The sequence below is a fragment of the Bacillus cereus group sp. BfR-BA-01379 genome (genome assembly GCF_022663605.1).
GTDB lineage: Bacteria > Bacillota > Bacilli > Bacillales > Bacillaceae_G > Bacillus_A > Bacillus_A mobilis.
Map to the genome: position 1 here is coordinate 1 of NZ_JAKUFT010000008.1, position 21,311 is coordinate 21,311.

Sequence of the window (21,311 nt, forward strand, 5' to 3'; positions counted from 1 at the left end):
TAAATGGTTTCGTTGTATCAAACGGTTTTGATAAGAAGAAACATAACTATTACTTAGAGTGGAGAAACTATGCTGGTGCGGATCAAGCGTTGAAATATAGTAGTGGTGTACCATATAATACAGGTCTTGTAGTATGGTATGCAGACTCTAGCTTTACAGATAATTGGGTTGGTCTACATCCAGGAGAAGGTTTCTTAGGAGTGGTTGACTCTCACCCAGAGGCAATTGTTGGAACGCTAAACGGCAAACCAACTGTAAAAAATAGTACACGATACCAAATCGCAGATGCGGCGTTCTCCTTTAACCAAGCGCCAGCATGGAAGGTTGTATCTCCAACACGCGGAACATATGATTATAAAGGATTACCAGGTGTAACGAAGTTTGATGATTCTAAATCGTATATGAACGATTTAATCCCAGATGCAGGACGTAAATTACCGAAGCTTGGGCTGAAATTTGAAGTAGTTGGACAAGCAGATGATAATACTGCAGGTGCGGTTCGTTTATATCGTTAATAATGGAGAAGCTGTTGAAGGGGATACCTTTCAACAGCTTTTTTCATAGAAGTATAAAGTTCATTTAACAATTTGTTGCTGTTCAAATTGATCAAAAAATGTTTTTATGCTGGCCGGCTTATTTCTTTAAACCAGCCGCATAAAAAGGTCCATGAACTGCGATTGTAGATAAAATACGAGCAATTTCCTCAGGTGTTTCTTTTTGTCCGTTATTTAACCATTGCTGAATGACACCTATATGAGCAGATGCCATATAAGAAGCTAAGTATTGGCTTGGGACAAGTAAATTCTCCTTCTTAATGAGAGCACCATTCGTATCTTCAAATAGTGTTTTCCACATAAAGTCTTTCAGTTTTGTTTGGAAAGATAAATCTCCTTTTGGGCTCAGTACAGCTTTCATAAAATCACTATTTTCATTTAGAAATTCAAGAATAGAAGTGATAAGTAGAAACGGCATTGTTGGAGATGGGTTTGATCCAAGATCCGCAATAACTTCTGGCAACTTCCGTTTGGCTATGCTAGAAAACTCATACATAATTTCTTCTTGGCATTTCGTCATTAAATCAAATTTATCTTGATAGTGCGCATAGAAAGTACCACGATTTATGTTCGCTCTCGTTGTAATATCCTTCACTGTAATGGCGTCAAAACCTTTTTCTTCAATTAGTTCCACCAATGCATTTCGGATGGCAGTTTTCGTACGAACAACACGTAAATCTAAATTACTATCACGCAAAGCATGTCCCTCCTTCATTTTAGCCAACACATTTCAAGGATGTGTCTTATAACCGACACATTCACGATTTTTGATTATTGTATAAGGTTCAACTCGAACATATAATTCAAATATAAATAAACAACACGTTGTTTGTTATTATAAATCAAATGATAGGAGGAGAAAAGAAAATGTTTAAAAATAAACTTTTATTGGTATCACCAGTTATTGCACTACTTGTAGTATTTATTTTTTCATTAACATTATTTCCAACTGTTCAACCTCAGCCGAAAAACTTGCCAATTGCAATTGTAAATGAGGATCAAGGAGTAGAAATTCCGAATCAACCGAAAATGAACATGGGGAAAACGATTGTTGATAATATGAAAAAGACATCAAAATCAGAGGAAGAACCTGCGGTGAAGTGGGTAGAAGTAAAAGATAAGGAATCCGTGCAAAAAGGCTTAAATAATCAAGAGTATTACGCAGCGTTAGTTATTCCGAAAGACTTTAGCACAAAACAAGCATCATTACGAACGCCACAGCCATCTTCGCCAGAGGTAGAAATATTCATCAATCAAGGAATGAATACAGCAGCTTCAACTATGGCAGGACAAATGTTAAATGGGATAGTTGATAATATGAACAATACTGTTCGCGCGCAACTATTAGAAGGATTGAAAGCAAAAGGAGCTACATTAACAGCAGATCAAGTTTCAAATATGGTAACACCGATTACGAAGAAAGTGACAAATGTAAATGAAATCGGTAAAAATAGTGCGAACGGTAACTCGCCGATGTCTTTATTCCAGCCGTTATGGATTGCAAGTTTAGCGAGCGCAGCACTTATCTTTATTGCGATAAGTAAAATGCCAGTAAGTACAAGAAAAGAAAGCTTCGTATTAAAACTAAAACAAATAATAACAGGAGCTGTCGCGGCACTTGTAATTGGATTTGGCCTTACATGGATCGCGGATGGTATGGTAGGATTAAATATTTCGAATTTCACCGATACAGCTTTATTTTTAGCCATTACATCGTTTAGTTTCTTCTTAATGATATCGGCGGTACTTTCATTAGTTGGACTAAAAGGAATTGGTGTATTCGCTCTTTTACTATTCTTCGGGGCACCATTATTATCACTAGCACCGGAAATGTTGTCGCCATTTTACCAAGACTGGGTGTACGCATGGTTGCCAATGCGATTTATGATTGAAGGGCTTAGAGAAATATTCTTCTTCGGAAAAGGGTTAAGCTGGAGTACACCTCTTACTGTACTCGTTTGGATTGGTGGAGTAAGTATGGTTATTATTTTAGCGACTGCTTTCAAACGTAGTGTAGTAAAGGAACATAAAACGGAAGTAAATGCATAAAAGATAAAAACGTTTCACTAGGAGTGAAGCGTTTTTTTGATTTTTATAAACTGATAGAGAAATCCAGTAGGACAGGTTTTTCTATATTTTAAAGGGAATAGAAGATGCGGTATCATTTTATATACATGCTCCTGCTATTTCAAATTGCATAAAATGTTATGCGGAATAATGGAGGGGATACGATGGATAATTCGAATTATTATGATTGGTATAGGCAAAATGATAAGTTGATTCGTGATATTGAGAAAGCAATTAATGGAGAGTTTAGTGCAATAAGTTGCTATGCGAAATTAGCTAATATGGCTCCAAATGCGGCGGAACGAAATCAAATTCTTGAAATTCGTAACGATGAAATAAAGCATTTTCACCATTTTGTACAAATCTATACAAATTTAACAGGTCAGCAGCCGAAACCACAGATCAATGAAGGATGCCCGAATACGTACTTACAAGGATTAGAATTTGCAATACAAGATGAACAGAAGACAGTAGATTTTTATTTGGAAATTTCAGATGAAACATCGGATGCACATCTGAAAGAGTTATTGCGCAGAATAGCGGCCGATGAACAAAATCATGCGGTGTGGTTTTTATATTATTTTGTGAAGACGAAGTGAATGAATTGGAAAATAGAAAGGGAAGTACCTTGGTTTATATGTTACAACTGAGGTGCTTTTTCTTGTTTTTTAATGAATAATATGCTTGATTAGATAATAATCATCTATTTTGTATTCGGGAAAGAAATAAGAGTATTTATGGCTTATAAGGGAGGTACAAACAAATGAAACGAGGGGTTATTGTAGATATTCCAAATGAATATGATAATCTACTTTGGAAAGTGCTAAAGCCAATCGATATTACGTTATTTGATTGGCGAGTGGAAAATGAGGAATCTTATTTCGTATTATCTGATGGGCTAGGACCGGAATTATTTTCAGAAGATAACAAGGTAATGAGTGGATTAGAATTGAAAAAATTAATAAAAGACAATATATATTATCTCATTTTTGCAGATTTAAAAGCATACCCAAAAGGAGAAGTACTAGAAGAGATTGAAACATATGAAGAGTTTAAAGAAAGTAAGTGTGAATTAGTTTTACTAGTTGCGGATTGTACATACGTCACAATTTACGCTAAAGATCAAAAAGCGATTGAATTGATGTATGAAAACGCACGGAATCAAGGTTTTTACGTTGAATATGTGACAGACGAAAATGACGGTAGAACACGATTATCAGTATGGTAGTAATTTGAAAGGGGAACAGCAATATGGAGAGAAACACAGTTAAAGAATATACAATTCGAACTGCTACTGAAGAGGAAAGCGACAGCATTATCATTCTATTAAAAGAAGTAGCAGAGTGGCTACAACATAAAGAAGTTGATCAGTAGCAATATTTGCTAGGTGGAGAAGCTACGGCTGAAATACTAGAAGGTATAAGAGAGAAATATACATATGTAGTTACGAAAGAAAATGAAATTGTCGGTACGGTTACAGTATCTCCTAAACAAAATAAATGGGATGAGCGTATTTTTGGTAAGGAGGAAGTTTCAGATTCTTTATATATTCATAGATTTGCAGTGAAACGAAAGTATAAGGGGAATGGAATCGGAGAGTGGATTTTACAATGGATAGACGAGAATGTGTACTGTGACAAAGAGTTTTTGAAACTAGATTGTGTTGGGCATAATCGTACGTTGAATGATTTTTATTCGAAAAATGGTTTTGAATATGTTGGGAGTACAGATGGACTTAGTAAGTTTTAAAAGAGAAGGGGGTAAGTGGATGACTCAAATACATACAGACTTAGCTAAAAGGTTAATAGGGGAACAGTTTCCTGAATGGGCACATTTAGAAGTGAAGCCTGTAAAGCTTAGTGGGCATGATAATAGAACGTTTCATCTAGGGGATGAGATGAGTGTAAGATTGCCAAGTGACGCGGCATATGCACCGCAAGTAGAGAAAGAAAATAAGTGGCTACCTATATTAAGTAAAGAGCTTTCTTTACCGATTTCTGCACCAGTTGCGAAAGGAAATCCAACTGAAGAGTATCCGTTGCCTTGGTCTATTAATAAGTGGATAGAAGGAGATACTGTCACGAAACAAAATGTCCGTGACCTAAATGAATTTGCGGCGGACTTAGGCTCATTTTTAGTGGAATTGCAAGCTATTGATGCGAGTAACGGACCGGTCGCTGGAGCACATAATTTTTACCGAGGCGGGCTTATATCTATATATGATGAAGAGGCGAGAGGTGCGATCGAAAATAATAAGGACGTTTTTGATGAAACTGTATTAAAGCATCTTTGGGATTTAGCCCTTCAGTCAACGTGGGAGCGTAAACCAGTTTGGGTTCATGGAGATGTTGCACCAGGAAACTTACTCGTTAAGGACGGAAAGCTTTGTGCCGTAATTGATTTTGGTATTTTAGGAGTAGGCGATCCGGCTTGTGATGCAGCGATGGCATGGACATTTTTTGATAAGAATAGCAGAACCGTATTTAAAGAAGTATTGCGCATAGATGAAGAAACATGGAATAGAGCAAGAGGATGGGCGCTTTGGAAAGCGTTAATTACATATGATGCGAATAAGACTAGTAATAAAATAGTGGCAGACGAATCGTATCGTGTGATTCAAGTGATTGTGGATGATTATGAGAAGTAGCAGAAAAAGCCTATTTTAAATAGGCTTTTTCTATATGATTAAATATAGTAATGGAAAGAAGGAGTCTAACATTACTATACAGAATATTTAGATAATAGGAGGTGTCGAATTTTGAGTGAAATTGAATTAAAAAGGAATGTAATTAAGACTGGGAGTGAGAAGGGGGTTATTCTCCGGTTTATACTCGCTAGTCTAGTTGGGGTGTTTATGTTTTTCGTACCAGTTACGATAAACGGTGCTTCTTCCATTATGATTGATCATATCGTATCATGGATCAGGACTTCTGTTCCGAGCGTCGTACCTTATTATGCACTACTCGTTATGATAATGGGTGGGATTTATCCGTTTTATACGAAAAAATGGAATGCATCTATCGTAGATGTTTGTTTTTCTGTTTTAAAAGTAGTTGGTGTTGTCTTTGGTGTATTATATTGCTTGAAAGTAGGGCCAGCATGGTTCTTTGCACCAGATGTAGGGCCGTTTTTGTATGAAAAACTAGTAATATCGGTAAGTTTACTCGTGCCAATTGGTTCGGCTTTTTTAGCGTTATTAGTCGGGTACGGATTACTTGAATTTATCGGTACGTTTTGCCGTCCCATTATGAGACCGTTATGGAAAACACCAGGCCGATCAGCAATTGATGCGGTCGCTTCCTTTGTAGGGAGTTATTCGTTAGCTTTATTAATTACGAATCGCGTGTATAAAGAAGGAAAGTATACGACAAAAGAAGCAGCGATTATCGCTACAGGTTTTTCTACAGTATCCGCAACATTTATGATCATCATCGTAAAAACATTAGACATTATGCATTTATGGAATGTTTATTTTTGGACTACTCTCGTTGTAACATTCATCGTAACTGCTATCACCGTAAGAATCCCGCCTCTAAGTAGAAAACCAGATACATATGTAACGGAAGAAGGGTTCCCAGAGCCTGTTTATAAAGAGAAAATGTTAGAACGCGCTTGGGAAGATGCGCTAGAAGTATCAAAGTCTGCACCGAGTATTATGAAAAATATCGCAGTGAATTTAAAAGACGGTTTTATTATGACGATGGGAATTTTGCCATCTATTATGTCAGTAGGATTAATTGGTATCGTCTTAGCGAAATTCACGCCAATATTTGATTGGATCAGTTATATTTTCTATCCATTTACGTGGGCTTTACAATTACCAGAAGCAGAACTAGCTGCTAAAGCGGCATCTGTTGGTATTGCGGAAATGTTTTTACCTTCTCTTTTAGTTGTAAGTGCACCACTTGTGACAAAGTTTGTCATTGCGGTTGTTTCGGTATCATCTATATTGTTTTTCTCAGCTTCCATTCCTTGTATTTTATCGACAGACATTCCGTTAAAAGTATCGGAACTTATTATTCTTTACGTACAAAGAACGATATTAACGTTACTTATTATTACACCGATTGCTTATTTGTTACTTTAAATTTTTAAAAGATAAAGTTATAACAAAAGAAGCCCTCTGTAAAAGGAAGGCTTCTTTTGTTTAAAAGCGGGGTATTCCCACATGACTATCAAGCTAAGAAAATCAAATATCCTAAAACGTATACTATTTTCTGTTTTTGTTATATTTTTATTTATTTTTTGAATATGACGTCATGCTTCTTAAAAAGATTCCTAGTCCTGCAAAAAAGAATCCTAAGCATAATAAGCTGCCAGGTGTTCCCCAAGTAATTTGATCTAGCATTTTTATCCCCTCCCATTTATCATTATATAGTATTTATTGGAAATTATCAAAATTTTCCTTTTTAAAGGATATTGATGAGCCTTTCCACCTTATACGAGAAGAATATATTTGAAAAGGAATTCTTTTAAAAATATCTTATTATTCTTATAAAACGTTACTATATCTTATGATATAGTAACAACAAAGGGGGGCTTACAAATGGAAATGATTCATGAAAAAGCAAAGTTACGGTTAATAGATGGTGATGATGTCGAAACTTTGTTTTCGATTGTAGAAGGAAATCGAGACATTTGGGCGTATTTAATCTCTAAAATGGATACTGCGCAAGATATGCAGCAATATGTTCAAAAAGCGATAAAGGGTTACGGAAGGGGTAATGAAATACCTTTCGTTGTAGTGGATCAACAGACGAGTACGATTGTAGGAAGTACACGTCTATATAATATTTTAGTAGAAGAGAAAACAGTCGAGTTAGGACAAACGTGGTATCATCCAAGTGTGCAACGTACGAGTATAAATACAGAGTGTAAGTATATGCTTCTCGAGTATGCTTTTGAAAAACTGCATATGCTGAGAGTACAAATTAAGACGGATGCAAGAAATGAAAAGGCACAACGAGCAATTGAAAGGTTAGGCGCAGTTAAAGAAGGTGTGCTTAGAAGTGAACGAAAATTGCCAAGTGGTCATGTGAGAGATGCGGTTGTGTATAGTATTATCGTAAGCGAATGGCCGGTTGTGAAGGCGCGTTTATTAGAAAATTTAGAGTTGTATAAAGAAAAGCTATAATTCGTGTTTTGAAAGGTATATTGTTCGTGATGTATGAAAAATATACCTTTTTTCTTACAAAATGCTACTTTATTTTAATTCCTTTTGTTTCATCGTTCCCTTCTGAGAAAAAATTCGTTACAATGTAGTTGTATGGTAATAAACTTATGAATTTAAAACATGTAATGAAAACCGCAAATAAAATTAATGAATTGATAATCCTCAATTTTAAATGAAAACCCTTTTATACATAAATAACAAGTAAAGTTCCTTCTTTTAAATAAACTCAAACAAAACGATTTGATATAAATGTTTTTTTATAGAAGTATGGATGATGTACGGAGGCAATTACAAATGAAAGAAAATAAGAAGAGTAAGAAAAGACGAATCTTTCAAGTATTTTTACTAATGATTTGTTCTGCTATTTTATATGTAAGTTATGCAGCTTACGATATTTGGAGTTATCGTTTTAAAACAAATGATGGCGTGAAAACGGATGCTGGTATCGTATTAGGAGCAGCTTCTTGGAATGGAAAACCATCTCCTGTATTTAAAGAAAGAATTAATCATGCGATTTCTTTATATAAGAACGGAAGCATTAAAAAGATTATTTTTACAGGTGGTACAAAGTTCGAGGCAGAACTTGAGGAAGCGCGTACTGCAAGAGTATATGCAATGAAACAAGGTGTAAAAGACGAAGATATTTTAATTGAAACAAAATCCCTTTTCACTGAAGAAAACTTAAAGAATGCGAAGGAAGTTGGAATAGAGAACGGAATACGCACATACACGATTGTAAGTGATCCACTTCATATGAAACGCGCAATGAGAATCGCAAAACATATTAATATTGAAGCGTATGCTTCACCAACGCCGACATCAGCATATAAAACGTTAGACACAGAAATTCCATTCTTCTTTAAAGAATTATTCTCGTATATTGGATATGTAACCTCTTTGCCATTAAAGGCATTGAAGGGAGACTAACATAAGAAAAGAACCTATCTTAAAATAGGAACTTTTCTTATTGATCAAAAACATTGTATTTTTATCGGAATAGTGAAACAATAGAGAGGTAGCTTCATATAATCATAATGAAAAAGTGAGCGGTTGATGAATCGAACATAAAGGAGATTATAGTATGGCACTCTCATTTGTTGAAACAGAAGAACAATCTTTCATTATTGAAAAAATAAATAAATTGATTCCGAAGTTCATGGAAAGGGAGCATCAACTAAGTGAATTAGGATCATTTCCGTATGAAAATATAAGTGATTTGAAAGATATCGGATATACGAAATTAACGTTACCGAAAGAATTTGGTGGTAGTGCGATTTCTTTATATGACTTCGTTTTATTTCAAGAGAAAATCGCGGAAGGCTGTGGGGCCACGGCGTTATCGATTGGCTGGCATCTTGGTATTGTGAAAGAATTAGCGGAAAATCGCTCTTGGAATGATGAGATGTTCAAATGGTTTTGCGAAGAAGTGCGTAACGGTGCACTCTTTAACCGGGCAGCAACAGAGCCAAAAACAGGGAGTCCGACGCGTGGCGGTAAGCCAGAAACGATAGCGGTTCAACAAGGCGAGAAGTGGGTTATAAATGGAAGAAAAACTTTTACAACGATGGCGCCAATACTTGATTATTTTATTATTTCAGCAAGTATGGAAGGCCGAGAAGAAGTTGGTGAGTTTGTCATTCCAAGAAATACGCTCGGTGTATCCATTGAAGAAACGTGGGATAGCGTTGCGATGCGAGGGACTGCTAGTCATGACCTTGTCTTACAAAATGTAGAGATAGAAAGTCGCTTTTTTACGAGTGTATTGGGCGGGAAAGTAAAACAAAAGGGTATTGGCTGGTTGCTACATATACCAGCATGTTATTTAGGAATTGCACAAGCAGCAAGAAATTATGCAGTTCAGTTTGCGGGATCATACAAGCCAAATAGTTTAAATCATTCTATTAGTTTATTGCCGAATGTTAGAAGATTAGTTGGAGAATTAGAACTTGAGCTTATGCAAGCTCGCGTCTTTTTATATCAAATTGCGAAAAAGTACGATGAGGCAGAGGATAAACTATCATTGCAAGCCGAATTAGCAGCAGTGAAATATGCCGTAACGAATGCGGCAATATCTATTGTAGATAAAGCAATGCGCATCGTAGGAGCAAAAAGTTTATCAGAAAAAAATCCGCTTCATCGCTACTATTTAAACGTCAGAGCAGGATTGCACAATCCGCCGATGGATGATGCAACACTGTCTATATTAGCGGATGCGGCGTTTCGGTCGTAATTATTTTAAACTTACATTTTATTGTTTATGGGTAATATAGTTGTTTTGAAAGCACATGTTTGGTTACTAATCGAACATGTGCTTTTTATTTGTTTGCCATCCTAAATGCATTCTTTAGCGAAATGCCCCTTATTTTCATACAATGACTTTTTTGAATTTCTGACAATAAGGTGATTGACCCCTTAAACGAATGGATCAAAGGATAGAATGACAAATCGGTCAATTTTGTGAATAGAACCTTTATGATTTGCTTGATTCGTTATGTTAATTTCATAAGTCCGACTAAAGTGATAGAATCAACTAAATGTTCGTACTGGGAAGATAGTATATAGTAGTCCAGTATTCAAAATTATTCAAAATAATAAGTGATAGGGGATAAATTACAATGGAACGAATAACTAAAGGGCTTTTATTGAAGATGTTACAAAATACTGAAGATGACGCAGTTTTTAGTTGTAGAAGACATGATAAGGATTACTAGGAGGTGAAACTTGGAAAAAGAGATATAGAAGCATACCTACATAAAACGAAACATCTAGCATGGAACAACATAAACGAATTAACCTTAGATGATAATTTATACGTGTAATTATCTAATTTCTATAACAATATTAACTACAATACCACTCCAACTGAAGGGTATAAGGAACTATCGTATAGCAGGAATAAAAATTTCAACGTCTTTTACAAAATTGATAAAGAAAAAAAGCGGTTTTCCTTTAAATTAGGTGATTTTGAAAAAGAAATAGAGCTAGTTAATAGGGAAGAGTTAACATTAGGAGACTTAGAAAAACTTGACCAAAGAATACATGATAAAGATATGGAATTTTAGACTATATTCTATGGACGCTTGTTACTACAACTGCCAGTAGTGGCCTAGTATAATTTATAAAACCAGATGCATTTATTGCATCTGGTTTCTTATTTCAGCAACAATAAGTTTCAATTGTCCAATACATACATAAAAGGAGGAGCAGTTATATCTGCTCCTCTTTTATTAATCCATTTTTCTAGCGGATTATAGGTATTACATTTTGTGATTGTTTGTAAACTGTAAGAAATTATCTTCTTGTTTTGGAGAAATAACAGTTTTAAGGAAAAACAATGGATAGATAAGCAAATATCCATTAAATATCCACCAAGTGACATCAAAATCATTGCTATAAGCCCAAAATGCAATAGCTTGCAGACCAGAACAAAATGTTAAAATGAGCGATATTAAAGCAAGGGAACTCCAAGAAGAACGTTTCTTGTTATATAGGTATATGCTGGTTAGGCCGGTAATAGAGATTAATATATCCAGAGGGAAAAACGACCAATTCCATGCTACGATGATTGGATTATCATAATCCTTAAATGCCCAACTTTCGGGGATAAGGTGGAACATAGTAACTAGCCAATAAATAATAAACCCAATATCAGTTACAAAGAAAAACGGTTTTAAATATCTCATTCTTTCCTCCTAAAAAATTAGTTTTTATTATTCCTTAATAATGATGTGAATTATATAATCTTGTTTACCTTAGGAATCCGGAGTAATAAAACACTTATCCCAAGTGATAAAGCAAACGTCAAACTTGTAACATAAATCGTTTTCAAAATAATATTCATTTCAAGCGTACTAGACATAAGTTGTAACGCAACAATAATAGGTCCCTGAATTATATATATAGAATAACTAGAACGGCTAATTGTACTAAGTAGGGGAGTAGTAAAGTTCAATTTCTTCTTAAACAGAACTAGCAACTTTAATATTATGCCTACAAAAGTAAATGGTTCCCAAAAAGAATAATACAGCGATTCTAGAGTAACCCCACCGTAGAAGTTATCTACGTTCCCTTCATTAAAGAGGAATACAATAGGCATTGTTATGAAAGAAACTATTGAAATTCTAAAATAGATCGATGCCGTTCTTTCACTTATTTGATTCAGCCAGTTATTCCTGTATGCAATGACTCCAATTATAAATAATGCTATGTATTGAGGGAAATACCCCAGTGTGAAGTCATGTATGTATAATCGATCAGTCGGAAAGAGTAATCGAACAATAAAGTTACAGATACCCATAAATAAAATGAAAAAGAATATTTTATTTATGCCGGGGAAACTATTCTGCGGCATTTTTATTGTCGTAGTCTTTCTGATAATTGCATATGCCACAGTAAAGTAGAATAAAGCCATTACAAACCATAAATTATAAAATCCTAGAGATGAGAGATAACTTTGTTTTTTTACAAGATTGATACTTATGGGGTTTAGCACAAAGAAGTAAACAAAAGCAGGGATAAGTAGTTTAGGAACTCTATCTCTCAAAAATTTTGAAAAGCCTTTATTGTCATAAGACCTTGGTGAGAAATATGCTGCGATAAAAAAGAAGAGACCCATAAAAAAGCTTTGGCATAGCGCGTTTATTAGAGTAAGTATCGATATGGAGATGGCATCATCCGATGGCTCTATATAATACCATCCTCCAGCTCCACCATAGGCGCTACTTGTATGAAACAAGACAACTAAAATAGCAAGAAAAGCTTTCAAGTTGTTTATATAATGGAGTTTTCCATTGCTCATTTACTTATCTTCCGCCTTTCATACACCGCTACCTTTAGATGCTATACCTGCAACAAATGTATGACTTAATTTAAATTCATTGCCCTGTTGAATAAAAACATTAATTTGGTCAGTGATTTTTTGTAAAATCTCTTCTTCTTTATCTCTATCTAGTACATCTAAAAAGCCAGCTGCGGCACCAGAACGGAAAACCCATTCCATCGCCTCTTCAGCAGTTTCACAAGGTAGAATTTGTTCTCCTTCCCAGCGGTCAATTGTATTTAAGCTACCTTTAGTAAACCATTTTTGAAGAACAAGAGAATCTATTGGCAAGTTTATACTAATATAACGTTGCAAATATTCAGGATGATTATTAAGAACTTGATCAAATGCCTTCATCAGAATTTCCTCAGAATCACATCTTGTTTCTATAATTCCAACTTGGCCATTAGGCTTCAGAACTCGATGAATCTCTTTAAGAAAAATAGTTGGATTCGTATAGCAAATAGCCCAACCGCACACCACTGTATCGATACTTGAACTAGGGATTTGTTTTAAAAATTCCACCATATCACCTTGGTGCATATTTACTTCTAGTCCAGAATATTTAGATATCTTACCTCGTGCGACATTTAGCATACCAGCAGATTGATCGACAGTGGAAATAGTCCCTACACCGTTTAGTCGATTAGCTACTTCCTCAGTAATAAAACCTGTTCCACATGCCAGTTCCAATACGTGTTGCCCAGGTTGTATATCCATTTTATTTAGTAAACCTAGTGAATGTTGTCCCATAATACTAGAAAAGAAAGAATCATAATCATCACTAGCTTTATCGTAATCTTTGGAGCTATCTGCATATTGATTTGAAACTTTGAACCAAGCAACTTTTGCTGCTAATTTTACTTTGTTTAACATGAAATTCCCTCCGTAAATAGTTGATTAGTGATTAAGACTGATTGGTACTAACGACACTGGGAATACTTAATAGTATGCCATTTGTAAAAAAACGGAAATTTAATTCCAGAATTTATGCTATCACTGCGAGAAAATTTCGTCAAGTTGGATTTATTCAAATAAAAAAGTTTACTAATGTTTCACGAAAAGTAGGTTGTAAGATTAACAATTACACTAAATAAAAGTCTTAAACACAATAACATTGAGGGGTATATTACATTTTTCTAATTAATTAACTAGAAGTAATTGACAGATAATACCATGTTGTCATATCATAATTTTCAGACGAGTCAAAAACGTCAATTATTTCCAAAAAATAAATGAGAAGGAGGATAATTCTGAGTGACAAAATTTCAAAGGCTGAAAAAAAATCCACTAACTGGTTTGCTTGTAATCGCTATGGCGGTATTTATAGATATGCTTTTATATAGTTTAGTGGTTCCTATCGTACCGTTATATGTTTCTAAATTCGGAGCTTCGCAGACTACTGTTGGAATTTTGATAAGTTGTTATGCTTTCACTTTTATAGTTTTCACCCCGATTTTAGGAGTTGTTTCTGATAAGTACGGGAGACGAGGTTCTATGCTATGGGGAATGGTAGTACTAATAGCGAGTACTTTAATGTTCGCCTTTGCAAATAACATGTACATACTGATTCTCGCAAGGTTATTACAGGGGATTGCTGCTGCTGCCACATGGACGGCTGGTTTAGCCCTTATTACTGATTTATATCCAGCTAATAAAAGAGGGAAGGCTTTAGGTACCGTAATTACTTTCATGTCTGCTGGAACGCTTTTAGGCGCTCCTGTTGGTGGATTGTTATATGAATGGGGAGGCTATCAATTACCTTTTCTACTTGCAGCGGGTATTGCTTTATTAGATGGTTTAGCAAGGATGTTTTTACTAGAAGATCCACCAAAAGATAAAGAAGCAAGTAGTGTAGACATCGTGAAAATATTTAAGGACTTTGAAGTTCTAAAAATATTCGGTGTTGTTTTACTTGGGTCTTCAGCAATCAGTATCCTTGAACCAACCTTACCTATTTATCTCATGGAAAATCTAGGTGCAAGTACAGTACATATAGGTTTTCTGTTTGGGATTACAACTCTTGCATATGGGTTAGCAAGCCCAATAGCTGGTTGGTTATCAGATAAAAGTGGGACATTCCGTATTATGATGATAGGTTTACTCATTTTGGCTGCATGCTTACCTTTCGTAACAATCCCTAACACCTTGGTATTAGAAGGGGTTGTACTATTCTTTTTAGGGGCAGCGGCTGGTTTGGTTTTAACACCTACATTACCGGAACTAGCAAATTCCGTTGACCGCCTAGGTGGAGGAGCATATGCTACTGCCTTTTCCGTATTTAATGTTGCGTATTCAGTCGGAATGATGATTGGGCCAATATTCGGTGGCTTCTTTGCAGACATGTTTAATGTATCAATCGCCCTTTATATTTTAAGTGCCTTTTTGGTCTGTTACAGCATCTCGCTAAGAATAATGAAGAGTAAACCCCAAAAGATCGAACATAAAAATTCTTTATAATAAAGTAGCCTGTTAACTTAGTTTTTTAATCTTTTTTTAGAGAAAATGGAAAAAGCAATTAAAAAATGTAGGTTAGCAGGCATAAATGGAGGATAACAATGGACATATTTAAAAAGTGTTATGATTACGATTTCATAAAAGGATTACGAGCAAATGATATGTATCCTTATTTTCAAAATATACAAGATAAATTCGGGACAGAGATAGTTGTGAATTCCAATAAGTTATTGATGGTGGGTTCTAATGATTATTTAGGATTATCTAACGATCCCCGCTTAATAGAGGCAGCTGTGGAAGCAGCTACAAGATACGGTACTTCTTCATCTGGTTCTAGGCTTTTAAACGGAACTTTATCTATTCATGAAGAATTAGAGTCACGTCTAGCAAAATTTTTAAGAAGAGATAGGGCATTGGTGTTTTCAACAGGATTTCAGACGAATTTAGGAGTAATTGCCCCTCTGCTAGGACGAAACGATTACGCAATTATAGACCGAACAGTTCATGCTTCTATTGTGGACGGTATACGTCTAGGTTATGGGAAAATGAAACGCTTCCGTCATAATGATATGAAAGACCTTGAAAGACAACTTAAAAGTTGTCCTGAAAACGCAGGTAAACTAATTATCGTTGATGGGGTATTCAGTATGGAAGGTGACCTTGCAAAGCTCAAGGAAATCGTACAATTGAAAAAAAAATATGGTGCACGTTTATTAGTGGATGATGCGCATGGTATCGGAGTACTTGGTGAAAATGGCCGTGGTACATGTGAGCATTTCGGTGTTGAATCTGATATTGACCTTATCACTGGTACATTTAGTAAATCTTTTGGTAGTTTAGGAGGATTTGTTGTTGGAGATGCTGACATTATCGATTTTATTCAGCATAACGGAAGAAGTATGATCTTTAGTGCGAGTATGACTCCATCTAGCGTAGCTGCCACAATAAAAGCAGTGGATATTATGGAAACTGAGCCTGAAAGACGCGAAAGATTAATGCAAATCACTAACAAAGTGTGCGGTGAATTAACAAGATTAGGTTTCGATATAGGTGAAACAGAAACGCCTATTATACCAATTATTATAAGAGACACCGAAAAAGCATTTTCGTATTGGCGAGGCTTAATGCAGAATGGTTTATTTACAAACCCAGTTATCTCCCCAGCAGTACCAGAAGGGACCGAATTACTACGTACATCATTTATGGCTACCCATACAGATGACCAAGTTGACGAGATCCTAAATATTTTTGAGAAGGTTGGACACGAATTTAACATAATTAATAATAAAGTAGGTACATTATCCACCAACTAATGCAAATCACCTCATACAGACGTATATGGGTAAATTAGTAATTTCCCTAGAAAACTCATCGAACCACATGTAAATTTCTGGTAAAATAGTAATTACCTTGTCCTACTACTTCATAGTAGTAACAAAAAACTAGAGAATTCTTTTTCTCTAGTTTTTTGTTTAAGGAAATTTTGTATCTCTCATTTAGATGATGTGATTATCCAGAGATACGGTACTTAAGTGAATTCATATATCCATATGGAAGTCCTGATTTTTTACAGTTAATTTCAAACTTAAGGAATTTCTTAGGATTAAGTAAGATACTAGATAGGATTGTTCTGTATGATCAAAGTATATTGTATAAATCGGTTTTTAGAGTATAATCTCGAAAACTAATCGAAAGAAGGAGTAACACATGAAAGACCGTATAGCACTAGTCATTGAATCATCAGCAAGAAAAGATGAACTCATGATTGCGAAAGAATTTTAAAAAGCTCCAAGAAACAGATGGATCAATAATATTATTTGATACATGGAGTCTAGAGAGTTTGATGAAAGCTCAATTTATTTCTTAAGCTTCTATAACCACAGAATTATTCCATATTTGAAATGTAGCGTTTTAATTTAAATGATTATCATGATTTGGTGAATGTTGCTTGAAGGAAAACATTTCAATGTAATGCCAGTTTGGAACCTTTGTAAATAATTACTGAATTTAATCCCAAATTAAAGGTCTTTCCAAGTTTACCATGCGTAAATATTGTAAAAATTGACCTGCATGGACCGCATCATGATAGGCAATTCGTAATAGCATGTCGCCTAAATATCTTTGATAGCCAACATCGCTTCGATCAATAAGGGTTGAATCTAGCTCAGCAATGCTTATGGATTGAACATATTCTATAAAGTCAGTAAAGTATGATTGTGCCAATTCAATTTCTTTTTTTACACAAGTAATTGGCTCGTCATCATACGGGATATGTATGTCATGTATTGAGCCTTTGTTTTTTAAAATCATATGATAATAAAAAGTTGAGGTCCAAACGTGACGAATCATCTCACCGAAGGACATGGCCTCATGATCAGGCTTCCAATTAAGAAGATTATCGGGAAGAGAATTCCATAATTTTTCTGAGCGCCTTCTCGTTTCTTTCAAATTTAATATACTAAGATCAATTGCATTCATAATACATTCTCCTTTACTATTAAACTTAAAATAATTGTATCAATTTAACAGTTAGGGTATCATCGAAATATGAATGTATATCCGAATATCTCATATATAGCTAAACTAATTGCTGAACCTACAAGAGCAATTATCTTAGATTGTTTAATGAACAATCAGGCACTACCTGCTAGCGAATTGGCATATAAGGCAAAAGTGTCACATCCAACGATTAGTTCTCATCTTTCTAAATTAGTAGAGGGGAATCTACTTACAGTTGAACAACATGGTAGACATCGTTATTATCGACTTGCTAATCAAGAGGTAGCAGAAGTTCTTGAAAAGTTAGGAACAATTGCACCAACAGTCCAAGTTCGTTCTTTAAAACAATCGGATCAACTAAAACGAATTCGTTATGCTCGAACTTGTTATGATCATCTTGCAGGCAGACTCGGTGTAGAGATAACTGAAAAATTACTACATAGGGAATTTATAATTTTAAAGGAAGGAGAATACATTGTAACGGAACAAGGTAAACAATGGTTTCTGAATTTTGGGATAAATATTGAAACGGCAAATATAAAGAGAAGGGTATTTGCAAAGCCTTGTCTTGATTGGAGTGAACGACGCTACCATATTTCTGGTTGGTTAGGATCTGCAATAGCAAAACTATTTTTTGAACAGGAATGGATTACAAAAACGGATAAAAATCGGGCTGTTCATCTTACCCAAAAAGGTATGAAGTTATTGAAAGACCAATTAGGCATTGACATGGAAGATAAAAAAGTCCATCAAAATACAGTGCCTCCTATCGAGTAAACAGTATGAAATAACCTGAGTTCTATATTTATATAGACTCAGGTTATTTAATTTCTTTTAAAATCTTTGATAATATTTGCGCACGGCAACTTTAACTTCATTTGCTTTACGGAAAGAGCTTAAATGAAAACATAGTAGTTGAGGCAATTCTATTAAATTAGTAATCATATTACTTAAAAATTATGCGTAAGAATATAGTAAATGAAGGGAGATATAAAATGAATAAAATTAAACTGAAAGTATTAAATGTAAGATATGTAATGATATGTATTTTATTCACTATTATATGTATCCTCACTTCATTCTTCATTTCTAGTAATTCAAGCGTATTTAAATCATTTTATATGAATCAGTTATTAGGAACGAATTCTACTAAAGGTCTTATGTATATGATAGGAAGTGAAAATCGTTATTTTGCAGAAGAATTTCATAAAGAAAAAGGACGAGCGTCTTTGGAATCTTTTTTACTGTCACTTTCTACAAACATTAATGTAAATGATCTTCGAAGTTTATTAACCAGGGAACTTCCTAATATGAATCAATTTTATTCGGAAATATTAATTGCTGGGGAAGGAACTGATTATACGAACATTCCGGAAGAATCCAGTGTTCCTTTAGAGAACATTAAAGATAAAGGTACTGCTATTGAACACCCAAAGAGTGGGAAAGAAAACAATTCTACTGGTGAAAATTCGAATACACAAAATAACGGTGAAAATAAAGTCTTTATTTATCATACACATAGTTGGGAAGCGTTTATTCCTCTTATCCCAGGAGCTTCGATACCTGATGATGCTTCCAGTACAAATAATGAAGTGAATATTACGTTTGTTGGAAACTATTTAAAACAAAAGTTAGAAGAAAAAGGAATAGGTGTTTCACATGATACGACAAATATGAGGGATTTTTTGCGAAATAAAAATTTAAATTGGGCCCAATCTTATAAAGGGTCCCGTCAAATATTACAAGATAAATTGGCACAGGATAAAAATATTATGTTTCCAATGGACCTTCATAGAGATGATGCACGAAAGAATATTACAACAAAAAATATTAACGGAAAGAATTATGCTCGACTTTATTTTATTTTAGGACGAGAAAATCCTAACTTTGAAAAAAATAAAAAAATAGTAACGGCAATAAATTCATATTTAGACGAGAAGTATTACGGTTTAAGCCGAGGGATTTTTATTAAAGATCGTAAAAGCGGGAACGGAGTATATAATCAAGATCTTTCTCCCAATGCATTACTTATTGAAATGGGAGGGGTAGATAATACACCAGAAGAATTGTATGCGTCAGTTGATGCATTAGTAGAAGCATTTAGCCACTATTATAATGGAGTAACTAAGACAAATAATTAAAGTATATAGGGGAAACCTTGTATTTTTGTAAAATAAGAAGGAGTGATACTTAGTCAGAAGTGCTAGGGGTCACTCTTTTTTGGTAGAATATAAAATTATCAATAGATGTTAGTAGTGAAAAAATCTTTCTTTTCATTCTTCTTTTTACAGTTTTATAGGAGAAAGCTAGGTTTCTTATTTTTACTAATGTTATAATAAGAAAAAAGCACGAAAAGAGGTCATCTCATGCTAGAGGTTATTGCAACATGTTTAGAAGATGTGAAACGAATTGAACGAGCTGGCGGGAAGCGAATTGAATTAATTTCATCTTATACAGAAGGCGGTTTAACGCCGAGTTTTGCATTTATTAAAAAAGCGGTAGAAGCAGTACATATACCGATTCACGTGATGATTCGTCCGCATGCGAAGTCTTTTACATATACGGAAGAAGAAATTGAAATGATGAAGGAAGATATCATCATCGCGCAGAAGTTAGGTGCAAATGGTGTTGTATTAGGCGTATTAAACGAACAAAATGAAGTGGATGAAGAGAAATTAGCGGATTTACTATCTGTTGTAGATGGAATAAATGTAACGTACCACCGTGCGATAGATGACATAGAAAATCCAGTAGAAGCGATGAGAATTTTAAAGAAGTTTCATAAAGTGACTCACGTGTTAACTTCAGGTGGACAAGGAAATATAGTAGAGAATATTCCGGTGCTTGCAGAAATGCAAAAGGTAAGCGAAGGTCAAATTCAACTTGTTGCTGGAGCTGGCGTGACGAAAGAAAATATAAAGCGATTGCTAGATGAAACTGGAATTACGCAAGCGCATGTCGGTACAGCGGTAAGAGAAGGGAAATCATGTTTTTCTGAAATTGATCCTAATTTAGTGCAAGAATTAGTTCAAATCATACAATAAACACGTAAGAAAGAGGAGAAACGATGAAGGAAAATACGAAGAAAGAATTATTCTCATGGGCTAAAACGATAGGATTTACACTAGTATTAATCGCTATTATTCGCGGTGTTTTATTTACACCTTCATTAGTACAAGGTGAATCGATGATGCCAACTTTAGAAAATAACGAACGAGTTCTTGTGAATAAGATCGGTTATAGTATAAGTGGATTAGATCGCTTTGATATTATCGTGTTCCACGGTAAAGAAGGATACGATTTAGTAAAACGAGTAATTGGTGTACCAGGCGATACAGTTGAGTATAAAAACGATGTGTTATATGTAAATGGAAAAGCGATGGAAGAACCGTATTTAAAAGAGTTTAAAGAAAAAGCAGCAGGCCGTGTATTAACTCCAGACTTTACGTTAGAACAAATTACAGGAAAAACGAAAGTGCCAGAAGGCCAAGTGTTTGTTTTAGGAGATAATCGTGAAGTTTCGAAAGACGGTCGTATGTTTGGATTTATTTCAGAAGATGAGATTGTCGGAAAAGGACAAGCTGTTTTCTGGCCGTTGAAACAAGTAAGAGCGTTATAAAATAAGTATGGGAGAAATATTCTTCCGGTGGATTTAAATCACATTTTTTGTAAAACTGAATGTTCATTTAAGAAAGACAGAGGTCATTTTGATTATTATTTTTCAAAATGGCCTCTGTTTATT

Annotated in this window: 19 protein-coding genes and 2 pseudogenes; 16 read left to right on the forward strand and 5 right to left on the reverse strand. The window is 34.8% G+C overall.

Annotated elements, in window-relative coordinates; genetic code table 11:
- A pseudogene (locus MR113_RS04770) lies at positions 1-515 on the forward strand (peptidase M6); the annotation flags it as partial.
- A 118-nt stretch (positions 516-633) separates the two neighbouring features.
- Here MR113_RS04770 and MR113_RS04775 read toward each other — a convergent pair.
- Positions 634-1,251, reverse strand: coding sequence for a TetR/AcrR family transcriptional regulator (locus MR113_RS04775; RefSeq protein WP_313895074.1), 618 nt, complete (start codon positions 1,249-1,251; stop codon positions 634-636).
- 170 nt (positions 1,252-1,421) lie between these two features.
- On the opposite strand from MR113_RS04775, the gene MR113_RS04780 reads away from it, so the two are divergent.
- From MR113_RS04780 to MR113_RS04820, 9 genes and pseudogenes are all read left to right on the forward strand, one after another.
- Positions 1,422-2,603, forward strand: a complete 1,182-nt coding sequence (locus MR113_RS04780) for a YhgE/Pip domain-containing protein (protein WP_242251668.1) — start codon at positions 1,422-1,424, stop codon at positions 2,601-2,603.
- 182 nt (positions 2,604-2,785) lie between these two features.
- Positions 2,786-3,220, forward strand: a complete 435-nt coding sequence (locus MR113_RS04785; RefSeq protein WP_242251670.1) for a ferritin-like domain-containing protein — start codon at positions 2,786-2,788, stop codon at positions 3,218-3,220.
- 164 nt (positions 3,221-3,384) lie between these two features.
- Entirely contained in the window at positions 3,385-3,849 is a 465-nt protein-coding gene (locus tag MR113_RS04790; protein ID WP_242251672.1) for a DUF2691 family protein, read from the forward strand.
- A gap of 23 nt (positions 3,850-3,872) precedes the next feature.
- Positions 3,873-4,370 (forward strand): annotated as a pseudogene (locus tag MR113_RS04795) (GNAT family N-acetyltransferase).
- 19 nt (positions 4,371-4,389) lie between these two features.
- Entirely contained in the window at positions 4,390-5,268 is an 879-nt protein-coding gene (locus MR113_RS04800; RefSeq protein WP_242251673.1) for an aminoglycoside phosphotransferase family protein, read from the forward strand.
- Positions 5,269-5,379: 111 nt separating this feature from the next.
- Complete coding sequence (locus tag MR113_RS04805; RefSeq protein WP_242251676.1) at positions 5,380-6,708, forward strand: YjiH family protein; 1,329 nt, start codon at positions 5,380-5,382, stop codon at positions 6,706-6,708.
- A 459-nt stretch (positions 6,709-7,167) separates the two neighbouring features.
- Positions 7,168-7,755, forward strand: a complete 588-nt coding sequence (locus tag MR113_RS04810) for a GNAT family N-acetyltransferase (protein WP_242251678.1) — start codon at positions 7,168-7,170, stop codon at positions 7,753-7,755.
- Positions 7,756-8,088: 333 nt separating this feature from the next.
- Positions 8,089-8,721, forward strand: a complete 633-nt coding sequence (locus MR113_RS04815; RefSeq protein ID WP_242251680.1) for a YdcF family protein — start codon at positions 8,089-8,091, stop codon at positions 8,719-8,721.
- A 154-nt stretch (positions 8,722-8,875) separates the two neighbouring features.
- A complete protein-coding gene (locus MR113_RS04820; protein ID WP_242251682.1) occupies positions 8,876-10,024 on the forward strand; it encodes an acyl-CoA dehydrogenase family protein in 1,149 nt (382 codons plus the stop codon).
- A 1,027-nt stretch (positions 10,025-11,051) separates the two neighbouring features.
- On the opposite strand, the gene MR113_RS04825 is transcribed toward MR113_RS04820, so the two are convergent.
- Genes MR113_RS04825 through MR113_RS04835 form a run of 3 tightly spaced genes read right to left on the reverse strand, consistent with a single transcriptional unit; the run spans position 11,052 to position 13,489 of the window.
- Complete coding sequence (locus MR113_RS04825) at positions 11,052-11,477, reverse strand: YvaD family protein (RefSeq protein WP_242251684.1); 426 nt, start codon at positions 11,475-11,477, stop codon at positions 11,052-11,054.
- Between the two features lie 50 nt (positions 11,478-11,527).
- Entirely contained in the window at positions 11,528-12,592 is a 1,065-nt protein-coding gene (locus tag MR113_RS04830) for an acyltransferase family protein (protein ID WP_242251686.1), read from the reverse strand.
- Between the two features lie 18 nt (positions 12,593-12,610).
- Positions 12,611-13,489 (reverse strand): class I SAM-dependent methyltransferase, encoded by an 879-nt coding sequence (locus MR113_RS04835; protein ID WP_242251688.1) that lies wholly within the window; start codon positions 13,487-13,489, stop codon positions 12,611-12,613.
- 381 nt (positions 13,490-13,870) lie between these two features.
- On the opposite strand from MR113_RS04835, the gene MR113_RS04840 reads away from it, so the two are divergent.
- A complete protein-coding gene (locus tag MR113_RS04840; protein ID WP_242251690.1) occupies positions 13,871-15,073 on the forward strand; it encodes an MFS transporter in 1,203 nt (400 codons plus the stop codon).
- 98 nt (positions 15,074-15,171) lie between these two features.
- Entirely contained in the window at positions 15,172-16,383 is a 1,212-nt protein-coding gene (locus tag MR113_RS04845) for an aminotransferase class I/II-fold pyridoxal phosphate-dependent enzyme (RefSeq protein WP_242251692.1), read from the forward strand.
- Between the two features lie 694 nt (positions 16,384-17,077).
- Here the strand turns inward: MR113_RS04845 and MR113_RS04850 are convergent.
- The gene (locus tag MR113_RS04850) at positions 17,078-17,548 is read right to left on the reverse strand and encodes a DinB family protein (RefSeq protein ID WP_242251694.1); all 471 of its coding nucleotides are present in this window, start codon (positions 17,546-17,548) and stop codon (positions 17,078-17,080) included.
- 69 nt (positions 17,549-17,617) lie between these two features.
- Here MR113_RS04850 and MR113_RS04855 point away from each other — a divergent pair, with 69 nt between their 5' ends.
- The 4 genes from MR113_RS04855 to lepB all read left to right on the forward strand — a co-directional run bounded on the left by MR113_RS04855 (position 17,618) and on the right by lepB (position 21,188).
- Positions 17,618-18,346: an ArsR/SmtB family transcription factor gene (locus tag MR113_RS04855; RefSeq protein WP_242251696.1), complete on the forward strand. Its 729-nt coding sequence runs from the start codon at positions 17,618-17,620 to the stop codon at positions 18,344-18,346.
- A gap of 218 nt (positions 18,347-18,564) precedes the next feature.
- Positions 18,565-19,710 (forward strand): stage II sporulation protein P, encoded by a 1,146-nt coding sequence (locus tag MR113_RS04860; protein WP_242251697.1) that lies wholly within the window; start codon positions 18,565-18,567, stop codon positions 19,708-19,710.
- Between the two features lie 225 nt (positions 19,711-19,935).
- Positions 19,936-20,613, forward strand: coding sequence for a copper homeostasis protein CutC (locus tag MR113_RS04865; protein WP_242251699.1), 678 nt, complete (start codon positions 19,936-19,938; stop codon positions 20,611-20,613).
- 23 nt (positions 20,614-20,636) lie between these two features.
- A complete protein-coding gene (gene lepB, locus MR113_RS04870; RefSeq protein WP_000662492.1) occupies positions 20,637-21,188 on the forward strand; it encodes a signal peptidase I in 552 nt (183 codons plus the stop codon).
- The last annotated feature ends 123 nt before the right edge of the window (positions 21,189-21,311 follow it).